The organism is Bradyrhizobium yuanmingense (assembly GCF_025200905.1).
GTDB lineage: Bacteria > Pseudomonadota > Alphaproteobacteria > Rhizobiales > Xanthobacteraceae > Bradyrhizobium > Bradyrhizobium yuanmingense.
Window position 1 is genome coordinate 4,067,482 of the sequence record NZ_CP104173.1, and the last position, 15,202, is coordinate 4,082,683.

Below are 15,202 nucleotides of genomic sequence, written 5' to 3' on the forward strand. Positions count from 1 at the left end.
CTTGCTCCGCGATGTCGGTATGTCATCACCGTTTTGCGCGTCTTGAGGAACGCGACCTCTGAGCTTGCATTGTCGGCTTGATCTTCAATCGTTCACGAGGTCGACAATGCATCTTCTCGTCAGAATGGCGGCGATTGCGACAGTCCCTGCTTGGATCGGATTGAACGCGAACGGCGCTGCAGCACAGGATTTCCATGACCGGTGGTCCATCATTCCGAAGGCTCAGGCAGAGCCGGCGCCTGCTGGACCCGAACAGCCGAAGAAGGATCAGATTGAGGCGCCACCTCCAACCGCACAAGAGCCATCGGCTGATCGCTCGGGCATGCGATCTTTCAATCGAGTCTTTTCGGGAAAGGCCTCCTATTATTCATATTCCAAAGGCAAGACAGCGAGCGGTTCGACATTCAATCGGAATCACCTCACGGCGGCGCATCGCAGCCTGCCGTTCGGCACCAAGGTCCGCGTGACCCATGGAGGAAGCAGCGTCATCGTCACCATCAACGACAGAGGCCCGTTCATTCGTGGCCGCGTCCTCGATCTCTCGCTCGCTGCCGCGCGCAGCTTGGGGATTACGAATCGCGGCGTAGCTCAGGTTCGTGCCGAGGTGTTGTAGCGGGCGGCTTTTGAACGGCCGTGACATTGAAAACCCGACGCGTTTGTGGATATGACCTCGAGTACTCACCGCCTTCAACGGGATGGCGATGGGGTATTTGAGGTATCAGCGCTTGTGCCTTTTGGGGAAGCCGGCGGAAGCCTCGCAGAATAACAAGTAGTCCCGCAACGCCGATCATGTCGGCGGGCAGACGAAGGTCGTCAGGCTTCCTTCTTCTTCACGCTGATATTTCCGTCGCCCTCGATATATGCCTCTACGACGTCCGAGGGACTCGCTATCCCCTCCTCGCGAAGCTTGCTCATCAACTCATCCATCGTCACCAGCTCCTGCCGCATGTGGCGGCGAAGGACCTGCCCGTTTTTGATGAGCAGGAGCGGCGCCGGCCGAGCAAGCCGCTCCACGAAAGGCACGTGATACCCGACCCAGTCGATGGCTAGATTCCAGAAAATGATGGTGGCAACGAGCACGATACCTTCTGTGATCGAGTGGTATTCGCCCGCCATGCCATTCTGCGCCGCGTCCGCCAACAGGACGACGAGAAGCAAATCGGGAATGCTGAGTCCGCCGGTTTGTCGCTTCAAAATGAACCGCATCAGGGTGAAGATGCCGAGATACATGATGGTGCCCCGCACGATCATTTCCATGATGGAATGCGTCGGGACGAAGATCTCGCTCCACGATAACTGAAACATGTTGCCCTCGCCTGAATGGAAGCGTCCTGATGCCGCGAATCGAAACTCTTATCGGACCCGAACAGTTTCGGAGTTGCGAGGAGGATGGTGAAGAGTTGAGGCTCTAGCCGACCGCTCGACCGTGATTGTCCTCTGGACGATCAGCTCCTACCACTGTCCGACGCGGCGATTCGGAAAAACAATATGACTCAATGACATCGCTACTGTGCATGGGGTTGTTTTCGTCGTTTCGATGTACCGCCCACCGCAGGCCCCGCTTCTGGCCACAGGCATCGTCGCGGCCGGAGCACGCTCCACGCCGACGGTCACCCGACAGAGGTTGAAAAAATGGTCGGAGCGAGAGGATTTGAACCTCCGACCCCTAGTCTCCCAGACTAGTGCGCTAACCGGGCTGCGCCACGCTCCGAATGCCGTTCCATTAGCTAGGATCGCCGCTTTGCGCAAGGCGAGGCCGCAGCATTTTGGTGTATCCGCCCAAGCGGGGCCGGAACTGCCCCGCAAAGCCGGGGACCGCCCTAGCCCTCCTTCAGGGCCTGATCCAGCATCTCGCGACAGGCGACGAGATCGCCGAGGACCCGCTCCAGCCGCTCGCGGTCGAGCGCGCTGGGGCCGGCGGGCACGGCGGCGCCGCCTTTGCGGAAGGTGGTGAGGATCTCCTCGTCGTCGACCTCGGTGAAGCGGAAGTCGATGCCTTCCTCTTCATCGCCCTGATAGTCGTCATCGTCGGTGTCGGTGATGCCCTTGATGGGGGCCTCGTCCTCGGGCTCCATCAGGCTCGCGCCGATCGCGTCCTCGATGGCGCCAAAGGAGACCGCGGCCGCGCTGTCGGCGAGGCCCTGCACCGATTTGACGCCGTGCTCTTTCAGGATCCGCTGCACCCCGCGGATGGTATAGCCTTCGCCGTAGAGCAGCCGGCGGATGCCTTTGAGCAGGTCGACGTCGTCGGGGCGATAATAGCGGCGGCCGCCGCTGCGCTTCATCGGCTTGATCTGGGAGAAGCGGGTCTCCCAGAACCGCAGCACGTGCTGCGGAATGTCGAGTTCCTGCGCTACTTCGCTGATGGTTCGGAACGCATCCGGCGCCTTGTCCAAAGGCCAGTCCTTTCCGAAAGGCGGTTACGCCTCTTCTTGAGCCTGGGTGGCGTCACCGTTGGTACGGTGCTGGGCGTTGATCCGCTGCTTCAGGATCGCCGACGGCTTGAACACCATGACGCGGCGCGGCGAGATCGGCACCTCGGTGCCGGTCTTCGGGTTGCGGCCGATGCGCTGGCCCTTCTTGCGCACCATGAAGGAGCCGAACGAGGACAATTTCACCGTCTCGCCCTTCTCCAGGCAGTCGGTGATCTCCTTCAGCACGAGTTCCACGAAGGCAGACGATTCCGTGCGCGATAGGCCCACCTTCTGGTAGACGGCTTCGCACAGATCGACACGCGTTACGGTTTTGCTGGTCTCGCTCATCGCCCTGCCCCACCTCACGGCGAACAATTCTTGTCTGAAATTATGAGCTTACGATACGGCGGTCAACACCGCACATCAATGTACACGTCGCGATAATCGGCGCGGATTCCGGCAAAATTTTATCGGTGTGGCTTACCAGCGCACCAGCGCGGAGCCCCAGGTAAAGCCGCCACCCATGGCCTCCAGCAGGACCATGTCGCCCTTCTTGATGCGGCCGTCCTTGCGCGCCACCGAGAGCGCCAGCGGGATCGAGGCCGCCGAGGTGTTGCCGTGACGGTCCACCGTCAGCACCACCTTCTCCGGCGCGATGTGCAGCTTGTGCGCGGAAGCGTCGATGATTCGCTTGTTGGCCTGGTGCGGCACGAACCAGTCGATGCCGTCGGCATTGAGCCCTGTCGCCGCAAAGGCATCGACGATGACGTCGGTGATCATACCGACCGCGTGCTTGAAGACCTCGCGGCCCTCCATGCGCAGATGGCCGACGGTCTGGGTCGAGGACGGCCCGCCGTCCACGAACAGCTTTGCCTTGTGGCGGCCGTCGGAGCGCAGATGCGTGGTCACGATGCCGCGGTCGGTCGCGGCATTGCCGGGCTGCTCCTGCGCCTCCAGCACCACGGCGCCGGCGCCGTCGCCGAACAGCACACAGGTGCCGCGATCGTTCCAGTCGAGGATGCGCGAGAAGGTCTCCGCGCCGATCACCAGCGCGCGCTTGTAGGCCCCGGTGCGCAGGAAATTGTCGGCGGTGGCGAGCGCGAAGACGAAGCCCGAGCACACTGCCTGCAGATCGAAGGCCGCGCCATGATTGATGCCGAGGCCGTGCTGCACGGCGACGGCGGTCGCGGGGAAGGTGTTGTCGGGCGTCGAGGTCGCCAGCACGATCAGCTCGATCGATTGCGCGTCAACGCCGGCATCGCGGAGCGCCGCCTGTGCCGCCTTGATGGCGAGGTGCGAGGTGAACTCGCCCTCGGCCGCGATGTGCCGCTCGCGAATGCCAGTGCGCTGCACGATCCACTCGTCGGAGGTATCGATGCGCGCCGCCAATTGGGCGTTGGTCACCACCTGCTCCGGCAGATAAGAGCCGCAGCCCAGCACGACCGAACGAATCTGAGTCACGAAACATCCTCCGGCGCGGGCTGCACGAATTTGAGTGCACCACCCTCGCGGTTGAGCATCTGATTGATCTTGTTCAGGAGATCGTAGTGAGCCATCTCATAGCCAACATCGATCGCATAGGCAAAGCCTTCGGCGTTGGTTCCGCCGTGGCTCTTGACCACCACCCCGTTCAGTCCCAGCAGCACGCCACCATTGGACTTGTTGGGGTCCATTTTGTCGCGCAGGGCCTGGAAGGCGCTGCGCGCGAAGAGGTAGCCGAGCTTGGACATCCAGCTCCGCTGCATCTCGTGACGAAGCAATTCCGCCATCTGCCGTGCGGTTCCCTCGGCCGCCTTCAGCGCTATGTTGCCGCTAAAGCCTTCGGTGACGATCACGTCGGCGAGCCCCTTGCCAATGCCGTCGCCCTCGACGAAACCGATATAGTCGAGCTCCGGCAGGTTCCGCGCCCGCAGGATCTCGCTGGCCTCGCGGATCTCCTCGTGGCCCTTGATCTCCTCGGCGCCGATGTTGAGCAGCCCGACCGTGGGCCGGGTTTTGTTGAACAGCACGCTCGCCTTGGCCGCGCCCATCACCGCCATCGACACCAGATGGTGGGCATCGCCGCCGAGGGTGGCGCCGAGGTCGAGCACGACGGACTCCCCGCGCAGGGTCGGCCAGATCGCCGAGATCGCCGGCCGGTCGATGCCCGGCAGGGTGCGCAGATGGAAGCGCGCCATCGCCATCAGCGCGCCGGTATTGCCGGCGGAGATCGCGACGTCCGCCTCGCCCTTCTTGACCGCGTCGATCGCGAGCCACATCGAGGAGGTCTTGCGGCCGCGCCGCAGCGCCTGGCTCGGCTTGTCCTTCATGCTGACGGCGACGTCGGTATGGATGATCTTGGAGGCGGCCTTCAGCTTCGGGTGCTGGTCGAGCTCGGGCTCGATCCTGGCGCGGTCGCCGACCAGCAGGAACTCGGTGTCGCGATGCCGGCCAAGCGAGATGGCGGCGCCCGGAATGACCACGGCGGGGCCGACATCGCCCCCCATGGCGTCCAGCGCGATGCGAACCTTGCTTGGCATGTAAGTCCTGGAAACCTGGTCTGGTGCGGTCTTGGGATCAGCGGGGCCGCAAAATGGGTTCGCCACCGGGACGGCGGCCGGCCAAGCGCCACGCCGCACCCGGACCGGGGCGCGACAATAGCGTTTTGTACCCCCGAAACAACCTCTTGCCCCCAGCCTTTTGCATTCGGGGCAATCCGGCCGCCGGGCGCGGATTTCGCGAGAAATCCATTGAAATCAGTGAGATAAACAGCTGTCTCAAACCATCAGGGCAAATGGCTCGCGTCCCCTGGCAAGGCAGCCGCGAGCCAAAATGCCCCTCATTGGCCCTTCTTCTTGTCCTGCAATGCCTTCAGCACGGCGAAGGGATGGTCTTCGGGGTCGGGAGCGGTGACCTCCGCCTCGAACACGGCCCCCTCCTTGCGTGGATAGGGATCGATCGCCAGGAACAGGACGTCGGTGGCGAGCCGGCCGAGGTCGATGATGCCGCCCGTGATCGGCTCGGGCGGGTCGGCAACCTCGGGCGGCGCCTCGTCGTCCTGCCCCTCCTCGATCAGATCGGCCAGGCGGCGCGCCTCGGCCTCGGGGGCGAACATCAGGTCCACCTCCTCCTCGATCTCGCTCTCGATCGGATCCAGCGTGACGACGCAGGTCTGGCCGATCCGGCCACGAACCAGGCCCGTGACCTGGACCCGCCCCCCGCTTTTCGGCACAACATCGAAGCTGGCATGGGCGGACAGGATCTCGCGCAAGCCCGCAACCTCCGCCATCGCCTGCCGCTCGGCCACTGAGGCCTCGAGCTCGCGATGCAACCCGCCGTCCGGGATTTGCGCAACGATGACGGGCGCCCGCCAGGGATCGCGCTCGGTATCTGGTCGGCTCATGGCGTGACATCCTCTGACAGCGCCCGGGGAAACTTGAAGGACGCGCGCAGCAGCGCGGCCTCGTCGGTCCGGCCAAGATCGGCCTCGCTGGCCCTCGCATAGGCCGCGAGCCGCTCCGCCTGGTCGAAGCCGGTCCCATTCAAGATATTCTTGCAGATCGCCGCTGCCAGCGCCTCGCCGCCGGCTTCCATCGCCTGGTCATAGGCCTGGACGCGGCCGTAGAATGCCTCGCCGAAGGCCCGCATCCGCTTCGGCACGGTCTGGTCGCCCACCCCCATCTCGCGCAGATTGTCGTCCATGTCCTCGCAGAAGCGGTCGAACAGCGCCTGCGACAGCTCCGCGGCGCCCTGAACCGCGCGCAGACGGCGCAGCAGCAGCCAGAGATGCAGCAGCAACAGGTCGAAACGCCCGTTAACCGTATCGGGCACACCCAAAACCCGGTAAAACAGGGGTTCTCGCGCCTGCGTCACGATCATGCCATAGATGGCCTCAATGGTGCCGGGCGGGGTTCGCCGGGGTTTCCTGAAGTGATTGAACGGCCAAAGCATTGTGGTTTCCGCAAGCGGGCGCGCGCGAGTTGCATTCAGACGCCCAGCCCGGTACTTCAGCGCCTCGCGCGACGCAAGGGGACGGAATCAGTTCCGCTATGACGACAACGAACCAGATCAGCCTGCGCGCGGATATGCGGCGCGGCCTTCATGCCTGTTGGCGCGGCCTGCGCATGCTCGCGGCCACCGCCGTGATCGGCGTGGCCCTTGCAGCTTGCACCGGCGAGCAGTTCCAGAAAGGCTACATCCTGCCGCCCGGCGCGCTCGAGCAGATTCCGATCGGCGCGAGCCAGGATCAGGTGCTGATCGTGATGGGCACGCCTTCGACGGTCGCGACCCTCGACGGTGAAGTGTTCTACTACATCTCGCAGCGCTCGGAGCGCCCGGTCGCCTTCATGAACCAGAAGGTGGTCGATCAGCGTGTCATCGCAGTCTATTTCGACAAGACCCGGCGCGTGCGCCGGCTTGCGAATTACGGTCTCCAGGACGGCAAGATCTTCGACTTCATCAGCCGCACCACGCCGACGTCGGGTCAGGAGATGAGCTACCTTACCCCGCTGTTCAAGCTGCTCAGCTTCAACTGAGGCCGTCGAAGGATTCGATCGAAGCGGCTTGTCGCTTCGCGTCGAAAATGCGCGTCGAACGAGGCTCCTGAAGCCGCTTAATTCCATCGCAAGGTATATGGGCTTACGCCTGCGTCGTCGTGCCGCTCTCTGCGCGGCACTTGTCGTCGCGCGCGACTTGCGGTCGCACGTGCCGTTCCCTACGGTTCCCGCAAAGCAAAAAGCAGGAGTGGATTCGTGCATAAGCCTTTGTTGTCCCGCCGTCGTGTGCTCGCCGGTGCTGCCGGCCTTTCGGCCGCAGCGATTCTACCGCGATCGAGCCTTGCCGACTGGAAGCCCACTGAAAACGTTCGTCTCATCGTGCCGGCCGCGGCCGGCGGCTCGACGGACGTGATGGGCCGCCTCCTGGCCGCGCATCTGCAAACCGCCTGGGGTCAGTCGACTGTGGTGGAAAACCGCTCCGGCGGCGGCGGCACGATCGGCACCGCCGAGGCCGTGCGCGCCAAGCCGGATGGTCACACCATCCTGGTCGGCAACCCCGGCCCGAACGCGATCGCCTACAGCATCTTCAAGAACCTCAGCTACAAGCCGGACCAGCTTCAGCCGGTCTCGAACATGATCCGGATTCCGAACATCGTCTCGGCGCATCCGAAGACCGGCATCAAAACGATTCCCGAGCTGATCGCGTATCTGAAGGCCAATCCGGACAAGCTCAGCTACGCCTCCTCCGGCGTCGGCCAGAGCCCCCACCTCACCGGCGCCTGGTTTCTCCAGCTCACCGGCCTGAAGATGACGCACATCCCGTTCCGCGGCGCCGGCCCCGCGCTCCAGGCCGCCCTTGCCGGCGACATCCAGATCCTGTTCGACAATCTCTATCCGACCCTGCCTCAGGTGCAGAGCGGCACGCTCAACGGTCTCTGCGTCACCACGCCCGAGCGCAGCGACCTCGCCAAAGACCTGCCGACCATGCGCGAGAGCGCGTCGGAGCTGGCGAATTTCGACGTGTCCTCCTGGTTCGCGGTCTTCCTGCCGAAGGGCGCTTCGCCCGAGGTGCTGGGCGCGCTCAATCTCCAGGTCAAGGCGATGCTGGAGCGCGAGGACGTCAAGAAGCAGATCGCCGCCATGGGCGCCCGCGCCGACTACGGCACGCCCGAGCAGTTCGCCGCCTTCGTGGACGCCGAGACGAAGAAGTTCGCCGGCATCATCCAGAAGGAAGGCCTGCAGATGGACGTGCAGTAGGTCTCTCTCACGTCATTGCGAGAGAAGCGAAGCAATCCAGGCTGTCTCTGCGGAACGATGCTGGATTGCTTCGTCGCAAGAGCTCCTCGCAATGACGTCGGGAGAGCGTCGGATCGCCAAATCAAAAACCCCGCGGCTCACGCCGCGGGGTTTTCTCTTGTCGCGTCAGCGCCGCTCAGTGCGCCAGGATCGCCAGCAGCAGCAGGGCCACGATATTGGTGATCTTGATCATCGGGTTCACCGCAGGTCCCGCCGTGTCCTTGTAGGGATCGCCGACGGTATCGCCGGTCACCGCGGACTTATGGGCATCAGAGCCCTTGCCGCCGAAATGACCGTCCTCGATGTACTTCTTGGCGTTGTCCCAGGCGCCGCCGCCCGAGGTCATGGAGATCGCGACGAACAGGCCCGTCACGATGACGCCGAGCAGCATGGCGCCGACGGCCGAGAATGCCGCCGACTTGCCGGCCGCGCCGCCGCCCGCGATCGCATAGATCAGGAAGTAGACGACGATCGGCGACAGCACCGGCAGCAGCGAGGGGATGATCATCTCCTTGATTGCCGCGCGCGTGAGCAAGTCGACCGCCTTGCCGTAATCAGGCTTGTCGGTGCCCTGCATGATGCCCGGCTTCTCGCGGAATTGGCGACGGACCTCCTCGACGATCGCACCGGCCGCACGGCCGACCGCGGTCATGCCCATCGCGCCGAACAGGTACGGCAACAGACCGCCGAACAGCAGGCCCACCACGACGTAGGGATTGTTCAGTGAGAAGTCCGGATTGACGCCGGCGAAGTAGGGATGCTGCGCGGAGCGGGCCACGAAGAACTTGAGGTCCTCGTTGTAGGCCGCGAACAGCACCAGGGCGCCGAGACCAGCGGAGCCGATCGCGTAGCCTTTGGTGACCGCCTTGGTGGTGTTGCCGACCGCGTCGAGCGCGTCGGTCGACTTGCGCACCTCCTTCGGCAGTCCCGCCATTTCGGCAATGCCGCCGGCATTGTCGGTGACGGGGCCGAAGGCGTCGAGGGCGACGATCATGCCGGCCAGCGCCAGCATGGTGGCGGTCGCGATCGCGATGCCGAACAGCCCGGCGAGGCTGTAGGTGACCAGGATGCCGGCGATGATGACGATCGCAGGCAACGCGGTCGCTTCCATCGAGATGGCGAGGCCCTGGATCACGTTGGTGCCGTGGCCGGTGACCGAGGACTGGGCGATCGACTTCACCGGACGATAGTCGGTCCCGGTGTAGTATTCGGTGATCCAGATGATCAGGGCGGTGACGATGAGACCGACCACGCCGCACTCGAACAGCGCCAGGCCGGTGTAGTTGACGCCCTCGAGCTTGCCGAAGCCGATCAGGTAGTAGATCACCAGGGCGATGCCGATCAGCGACAGGATGCCCGTTGCGATCAGGCCCTTGTAAAGCGCGCCCATGATCGACTGGCTCGGCCCGAGCTTGACGAAGAAGGTGCCGATGATCGAGGTGATGATGCAGATGCCGCCGATCGCGAGCGGCAGCGTCATCATGTTGGCGAGGATCGGCGTCTTGGCGAAGAAGATCGCCGCCAGGACCATGGTGGCGACCGCGGTCACCGCATAGGTCTCGAACAGGTCGGCGGCCATGCCGGCGCAGTCGCCGACGTTGTCGCCGACGTTGTCGGCGATGGTCGCAGGGTTGCGCGGGTCATCCTCGGGAATGCCGGCCTCGACCTTGCCGACGAGGTCGCCGCCGACGTCCGCACCCTTGGTGAAGATGCCGCCGCCGAGACGGGCGAAGATCGAGATCAGCGAGGCGCCGAAGCCGAGCGCCACCAGGGCGTCGACGACGACGCGGCTATCCGGCGCGAGCTTCAGCGAATGGACCAGGAAGCCGAAATAGAGCGTCACGCCGAGCAGCGCCAGACCCGCCACCAGAAGGCCGGTGATGGCGCCCGCCTTGAAGGCGAGCTCCAGGCCGCCGGCCAGCGACGTCGTCGCGGCCTGGGCGGTGCGCACATTGGCGCGGACCGAGACGTTCATGCCGATGAAGCCCGCAGCGCCGGACAGGATCGCGCCGATGGCGAAACCGATCGCGACATAGAGCCCGAGGAAATAGGCAAGCAGTACGAAGATGACGATGCCGACGATACCGATCGTGGTGTATTGCCGCCGGAGATAGGCTTGTGCGCCTTCGCGCACCGCCCCTGCGATCTCCTGCATGCGCGGCGACCCCGCATCCGCGCCCAAGACCGAAGACGTCGCCCAAATCGCGTAGGCGACGGAAAGCGCTCCGCAGAGCACTATCAACCATAATGCTGTCATGTGATGTTTGCCTCAGATCCTTGATGTACCCCCGGCGCCTTTTGTTGTCCGTCGTGCGGTGAAGCGCCTTGATTTTGAACAAAGCCGCCCCCTTGCCCTTAAGGGACGGCTCCAGTCGGCCGCGAGCTTGCCAAAATCACATTGAGGGTGCAACGCCGGATCAGCCCGAAAAGGCCGATCTTGGCAGGTATTTAGGACCAAGCGCTGAGAACTCAGATGCCGGTTTGGAGCAATTCCTAGAAGTGGCTGTAGGACAGCCGCGTCAAAAGCAGATCCTGGCCCTGCCCGTCCAGGAAGCGCAGCGGCTTCTGCCCCTCCGTGATGGTACCGATTGCAGTCACGGCAACGCCGAGGGACTGCCCCGCGGCAATCAGCGTCTCGCATTGTGCCGGCGGAACGGTGCAGAGCACCTCGTAGTCGTCGCCCCCGGCAAGCAGCGTCTCGACAGACGCGACGTTGCGGGCGCGAAGGCTGGCTGCCGCGGCAGAGAGTGGCAGGCTCGTCACGTCGACCGAGGCCGAGACCCCGGAGGCGGCGCAGAGCTTGGTCAGATCGCCGGCGAGCCCGTCGGAGACGTCCATCGCCGCGGTGGCATGATCGCGCAGGGCCGGCGCCAGCACGTTGCGTGGCTGCGGCACCCGATAGCGCGAGACCAGAAAATCCCGTGCAGCGGGATCGGAGGTCAGCGCGCTGGCGGCAGCCCCGCCTTTGAGCACGTCGAGGCCGAGCGCGGCATCGCCGATCGTGCCCGTGACCAGGACGCGGTCGCCCGGCCTTGCGCCGGTGCGGCCGATCATCCGCCCCTGAGGCACACGGCCGAAGGCGGTGATCGAGATCATCTGCGGGCCCGGCGTCGACACCGTGTCGCCACCGAGCAGAGGACAAGCGAAGGTCTTCGCATCCTCGCCCAGCGCGTCCGCAAAGGGACGCAGCCAGGCATCCTCCTTGCTGCGCAGCGCCAGCGTCAGCACGAAGCCTGCCGGCGTCGCTCCTTTCGCCGCGAGATCGGACAGGTTCACCCGCAGCGCCTTGCGCGCGATGTTGTCAGGCGGATCGCCGGCAAGATAATGCACGCCCTCCACCACCGCGTCGGTGGTGACGACGATGTCCTCGCCGGACGAGGACAGCACCGCCGCGTCGTCGACCAACCCGAACGCGCCGGAATCGGTCGCCAGCGGTTTGAAATAGCGCGCGATGAGGGAGTCTTCGCCGGAGGGATTTTGTGTGGTTTCCATCGGCGTCAGCCCCATCCACCGCTGTCATCGCCCGGCTTGACCGGGCGATCCAGTATTCGAGAGACAGTCGTGTTAGCCCGATAGGCCGCGGCGTACTGGATCACCCGCCTTCGCGGGTGATGACGACGAAGAATGGGGCAGTCGTCTCGCATCACTTCACCGCCCTCGCGGGAAACTACCCCCGCCCGAACTCGTCGCCGCGAAACTGCCGGCCGATCTGGTCGAGCACGGCGTTGACCATGCCGGTCTCCTCGCGGTCGACGAAAGCATTGGCGACGTCGACATATTCGGAGACCACCACCCGGCCCGGCACGTCCTTGCGATGCTGGAGCTCATAGGCTCCTGCCCGCAGCACTGCCCGCAGGATCGCCTCGATCCGCTTGAGCGGCCAGCCCTTCGACAGCGCCTCGTCGATCAGAGGATCGAGCTTCTTCTGGTCGCGGACGACGCCGGAGACGACGTCGCGGAAAAAGGCGGCTTCCGCCGGCAGATACGTCTCGCCCTCGACCTCGTTGCCGAGCCAATGGCTTTCGAATTCGGCAAAGATGTCGTTGATGCCCGCACCGGCGATGTCCATCTGGTACAGTGCCTGCACGGCTGCGAGCCGTGCCGCACCGCGCCGGTTCGCCTTCTTCTCGACAACGCCGGTCGGCTTCTTGGTGTTATCGGCCATGGCTTCAGGCCCGCGCCAGGCGGCGTTTAATGCGCAGCATCGCAAGCGCGGCGCGCGCGGCATCGCCGCCCTTGTTGAGCTCGCTGGCACGCGCCCGCGCCCAGGCCTGCGCCTCGGTGTTGACGGTGAGGATGCCGTTGCCGAGCGGCAGCTTCCGCGCCACGGCGAGGTCCATCAGCGCGCGCGAGGATTCCTGCGAGACGATCTCGAAATGAATGGTGTCGCCGCGGATCACGCAGCCGAGCGCGATCACCGCATCATAGGGCCTGCCGTTCGCCGCCGCGGCATCGACCGCGATGGCGACTGCCGCGGGGATCTCCAGCGCACCGGGAACCGTAATGACGTCGTGGGTCAGGCCGGCCGCCTTCAGCTCGGCCACCGCGCCGTCCAGCAGCGCATCCTGGAGATCGTCATAGAACCGCGCCTCGACAATCAGCGCGCGCGCGCCGGAAATGTCGGTCTGGTCCTTCAGGGGTGCGCGCCGCGCGTCTGCCATCGTTCAATCCGTTTCGAAAGGGGTCGGCGCTATGTAGTCGCCGGAAGCATGTAAGCCAAGTTCTAAGAGACCGTCATTTCCGTCAGCCGCGCCGCGTAGCGGGCCATCAGGTCGACCTCGATATTAACCTCATCCCCCGCCTTCCAGCTGCCGATCGTCGTAACATCAAGCGTGTGCGGAATGATCAGCACCGAAAAGGTCACGTCTGCAACCGTATTGATCGTCAGCGAGACGCCGTCGAGCGTGATCGAGCCCTTGGTGGCGATGAACCGGGCCAGCTCCCGCGTCGTCGAGAGCACGAACCGCGCCATATCCGGCAAGTCCTCGCGGCTGACGATGGTTGCAATGCCATCGGCGTGGCCGGCGACGATATGGCCGCCGAGCTCATCGCCGATCTTCAGCGCGCGCTCGAGGTTGAGCCTGGTGCCGACCTTCCAGTGCTTGGCCGTCGTCAGCGCCAGCGTCTCGGCCGCGGTGTCAACGTCGAACCAGGTCCTTTGCTTGGAGTCCCTGCCATCCGAAACGCCCGAGGCAACCACGGTCAGGCACACACCGTTGCAGGCGATCGAGGCGCCGTCCGCAATCGTGCTCTGATCGTAGCGGCAGGCGATCCGCAGCCGGTGCAGCTGCCCCGGCGCCGTTGGCGTGAAGCTGACGATCTCGCCGATATCGGTGACAATGCCGGTGAACATTACGCGCGCTCGTAGATGGTGAGGTTATCCTTGCCGCAGGTCTCGCTAGCATGAACCTTGTAGGCCGGCGACTGCGTGATTTTCGACAGGGGCAATGCATCGAGCGCATCGACGCCGCCTTCGCCGACCGCTTCCGCTCCGCGGAACAGCCAGACCTCGTCGACGAGATCGGCCGCGACGAACGATGCCGCAACGCGGCTGCCGCCCTCGACCATCAGCCGTGTGATGCCCTTGTCCGCCAGCGCATGCAGCACGGCCGAAAGATCGAGCCCGGATGCACTCCCCGGAGGCATGCGCATGATTTGCGCACCGGCCGCGCCAAGGCGCGTCGCGGCGGCCGCTTCCGCAAGCTCAGACGCGATCACCCAAAGCGGCGTCTCGCGCGCGGACCGAACCAGCTGGCTCGATGCGGGAATGCGCAGGCTCCGGTCGAGCACCACACGCACCGGCGAGCGCGCCGCCATGCCCGGCAGGCGGCAGTTGAGCTGCGGATCATCCGCCAGCACCGTGCCGATGCCGACCAGGATGGCATCGCTTTGCGCGCGGAGCAGATGCACGCGGTTGCGTGCCGCCTCCCCCGTGATCGCAAGGGGCTTGCCGCCGGCCGCACCGATCTTGCCGTCAGGCGAGACCGCGAGCTTCAGGATCACATGAGGACGCTGGTCCCGGATGCGGCGGAAATGGCCGGCATGGTCGAACGCGGCCTCCGCCGCGCACAGACCGACGTCCACATTGATGCCGGCGGCGCGCAGGCGCGCATGGCCCTGGCCCGCAACTTCCGGATTGGGGTCCTCGATCGCCGCCACCACGCGCTTGATGCCGGCGGCGATCACAGCATCGGCGCAAGGCGGCGACTTGCCGAAATGCGAGCACGGCTCCAGCGTGACGTAGAGCGTGGCGCCCCGCGCTGCTTCGCCCGCCCGCCGCAACGCCTCGGGCTCACCGTGCGGACGTCCGCCTGCTTGCGTCCAGCCGCGGCCGACGATGACGCCGTCCTTGACGATGACGGCGCCCACGGCCGGATTGGGCCAGGTCCGGCCCTGCCCGCGCCGACCGAGCGCAAGCGCCAGCTCCATGAAACGGCGATCAGCATCCTTGGCCTCGCGGGCCTTCTGCGCGAACTGGTCTTCCAGGATGCGGAAGATCATTTGCGGATCGCGGCGAGCCGCGCTTCCTCCTCGCCGGAGAGCTCGCCGAGCACGTCGGCGAAATCCTTGGCCTCGCGGAAATTGCGGTAGACCGAGGCAAAGCGCACATAGGCGACGTCGTCGAGCGTGCGCAGATGCTCCATCACGGTCTCGCCGATCACCTCCGAGGAGATCTCGGCCTCGCCTCCGGTCTCGAGCTCGCGCACGATGGTGGAGACCATCTTCTCGACGCGCTCCGGCTCGACCTGCCGCTTGCGAAGTGAGATCTGCACCGAGCGCATCAGCTTGTCGCGATCGAACGGCACGCGGCGGCCGTTGCGTTTGATCACCGTGAGCTCGCGCAGCTGTACGCGCTCGAAGGTGGTGAAGCGGAAATTGCAGGCGACGCACACGCGCCGCCTGCGGATCACGGACGAGTCCTCGGTCGGACGCGAGTCCTTTACCTGCGTATCGAGACTGTTGCAGTTCGGGCAGCGCATCCGTGTGACCTTTATTTTCGCATGATCTCTTCGGAAA

Annotated in this window: 17 protein-coding genes and 1 tRNA gene; 3 read left to right on the forward strand and 15 right to left on the reverse strand. The window is 64.9% G+C overall.

Features of this window, described 5'->3' with window-relative positions; all coding sequences use genetic code 11:
* Positions 1–106 precede the first annotated feature (106 nt).
* Entirely contained in the window at positions 107–613 is a 507-nt protein-coding gene (locus N2605_RS19105) for a septal ring lytic transglycosylase RlpA family protein (protein WP_036010404.1), read from the forward strand.
* 200 nt (positions 614–813) lie between these two features.
* Here N2605_RS19105 and N2605_RS19110 read toward each other — a convergent pair whose 3' ends face one another.
* The 8 genes from N2605_RS19110 to N2605_RS19145 form a co-directional block, all read right to left on the reverse strand.
* On the reverse strand, positions 814–1,305 hold the full coding sequence (locus tag N2605_RS19110) for a DUF421 domain-containing protein (protein WP_036010407.1): 492 nt from the start codon (positions 1,303–1,305) through the stop codon (positions 814–816).
* A 328-nt stretch (positions 1,306–1,633) separates the two neighbouring features.
* Positions 1,634–1,711: transfer RNA gene (locus tag N2605_RS19115), tRNA-Pro, on the reverse strand.
* 109 nt (positions 1,712–1,820) lie between these two features.
* Positions 1,821–2,396: a MerR family transcriptional regulator gene (locus tag N2605_RS19120; RefSeq protein ID WP_057029740.1), complete on the reverse strand. Its 576-nt coding sequence runs from the start codon at positions 2,394–2,396 to the stop codon at positions 1,821–1,823.
* A 24-nt stretch (positions 2,397–2,420) separates the two neighbouring features.
* Positions 2,421–2,762 (reverse strand): integration host factor subunit alpha, encoded by a 342-nt coding sequence (locus N2605_RS19125; RefSeq protein WP_036010431.1) that lies wholly within the window; start codon positions 2,760–2,762, stop codon positions 2,421–2,423.
* 132 nt (positions 2,763–2,894) lie between these two features.
* Positions 2,895–3,875, reverse strand: a complete 981-nt coding sequence (locus tag N2605_RS19130) for a beta-ketoacyl-ACP synthase III (RefSeq protein WP_036025462.1) — start codon at positions 3,873–3,875, stop codon at positions 2,895–2,897.
* Positions 3,872–4,933, reverse strand: a complete 1,062-nt coding sequence (gene plsX / locus N2605_RS19135) for a phosphate acyltransferase PlsX (protein WP_036010436.1) — start codon at positions 4,931–4,933, stop codon at positions 3,872–3,874. Before plsX ends, N2605_RS19130 begins: the two co-directional genes overlap by 4 nt.
* Positions 4,934–5,232: 299 nt before the next feature.
* Positions 5,233–5,796, reverse strand: coding sequence for a YceD family protein (locus N2605_RS19140; RefSeq protein ID WP_036025465.1), 564 nt, complete (start codon positions 5,794–5,796; stop codon positions 5,233–5,235).
* Positions 5,793–6,344, reverse strand: a complete 552-nt coding sequence (locus N2605_RS19145; RefSeq protein ID WP_036025467.1) for a ubiquinol-cytochrome C chaperone family protein — start codon at positions 6,342–6,344, stop codon at positions 5,793–5,795. The genes N2605_RS19140 and N2605_RS19145 overlap by 4 nt, the downstream gene beginning before the upstream one ends.
* Positions 6,345–6,442: 98 nt before the next feature.
* On the opposite strand from N2605_RS19145, the gene N2605_RS19150 reads away from it, so the two are divergent.
* Positions 6,443–6,928 carry an outer membrane protein assembly factor BamE gene (locus N2605_RS19150; RefSeq protein WP_036010444.1) on the forward strand — a complete coding sequence of 162 codons (486 nt, stop codon included), beginning with the start codon at positions 6,443–6,445 and terminating at the stop codon, positions 6,926–6,928.
* A 216-nt stretch (positions 6,929–7,144) separates the two neighbouring features.
* Positions 7,145–8,146 (forward strand): Bug family tripartite tricarboxylate transporter substrate binding protein, encoded by a 1,002-nt coding sequence (locus N2605_RS19155; protein ID WP_036025470.1) that lies wholly within the window; start codon positions 7,145–7,147, stop codon positions 8,144–8,146.
* A 175-nt stretch (positions 8,147–8,321) separates the two neighbouring features.
* On the opposite strand, the gene N2605_RS19160 is transcribed toward N2605_RS19155, so the two are convergent.
* From N2605_RS19160 to nrdR, 7 genes are all read right to left on the reverse strand, one after another.
* A complete protein-coding gene (locus N2605_RS19160) occupies positions 8,322–10,442 on the reverse strand; it encodes a sodium-translocating pyrophosphatase (RefSeq protein ID WP_036010450.1) in 2,121 nt (706 codons plus the stop codon).
* Between the two features lie 236 nt (positions 10,443–10,678).
* Positions 10,679–11,677 (reverse strand): thiamine-phosphate kinase, encoded by a 999-nt coding sequence (gene thiL / locus N2605_RS19165; RefSeq protein ID WP_036025476.1) that lies wholly within the window; start codon positions 11,675–11,677, stop codon positions 10,679–10,681.
* A gap of 175 nt (positions 11,678–11,852) precedes the next feature.
* Complete coding sequence (gene nusB, locus N2605_RS19170) at positions 11,853–12,350, reverse strand: transcription antitermination factor NusB (RefSeq protein WP_036010453.1); 498 nt, start codon at positions 12,348–12,350, stop codon at positions 11,853–11,855.
* Between the two features lie 4 nt (positions 12,351–12,354).
* Positions 12,355–12,846, reverse strand: coding sequence for a 6,7-dimethyl-8-ribityllumazine synthase (gene ribH / locus N2605_RS19175; RefSeq protein ID WP_036010456.1), 492 nt, complete (start codon positions 12,844–12,846; stop codon positions 12,355–12,357).
* A gap of 62 nt (positions 12,847–12,908) precedes the next feature.
* The gene (locus N2605_RS19180) at positions 12,909–13,538 is read right to left on the reverse strand and encodes a riboflavin synthase (RefSeq protein WP_074448002.1); all 630 of its coding nucleotides are present in this window, start codon (positions 13,536–13,538) and stop codon (positions 12,909–12,911) included.
* Entirely contained in the window at positions 13,538–14,686 is a 1,149-nt protein-coding gene (ribD, locus tag N2605_RS19185) for a bifunctional diaminohydroxyphosphoribosylaminopyrimidine deaminase/5-amino-6-(5-phosphoribosylamino)uracil reductase RibD (protein ID WP_036010471.1), read from the reverse strand. The genes N2605_RS19180 and ribD overlap by 1 nt, the downstream gene beginning before the upstream one ends.
* Positions 14,683–15,165 (reverse strand): transcriptional regulator NrdR, encoded by a 483-nt coding sequence (gene nrdR / locus N2605_RS19190; protein WP_011087793.1) that lies wholly within the window; start codon positions 15,163–15,165, stop codon positions 14,683–14,685. Before nrdR ends, ribD begins: the two co-directional genes overlap by 4 nt.
* Positions 15,166–15,202: the final 37 nt, after the last annotated feature.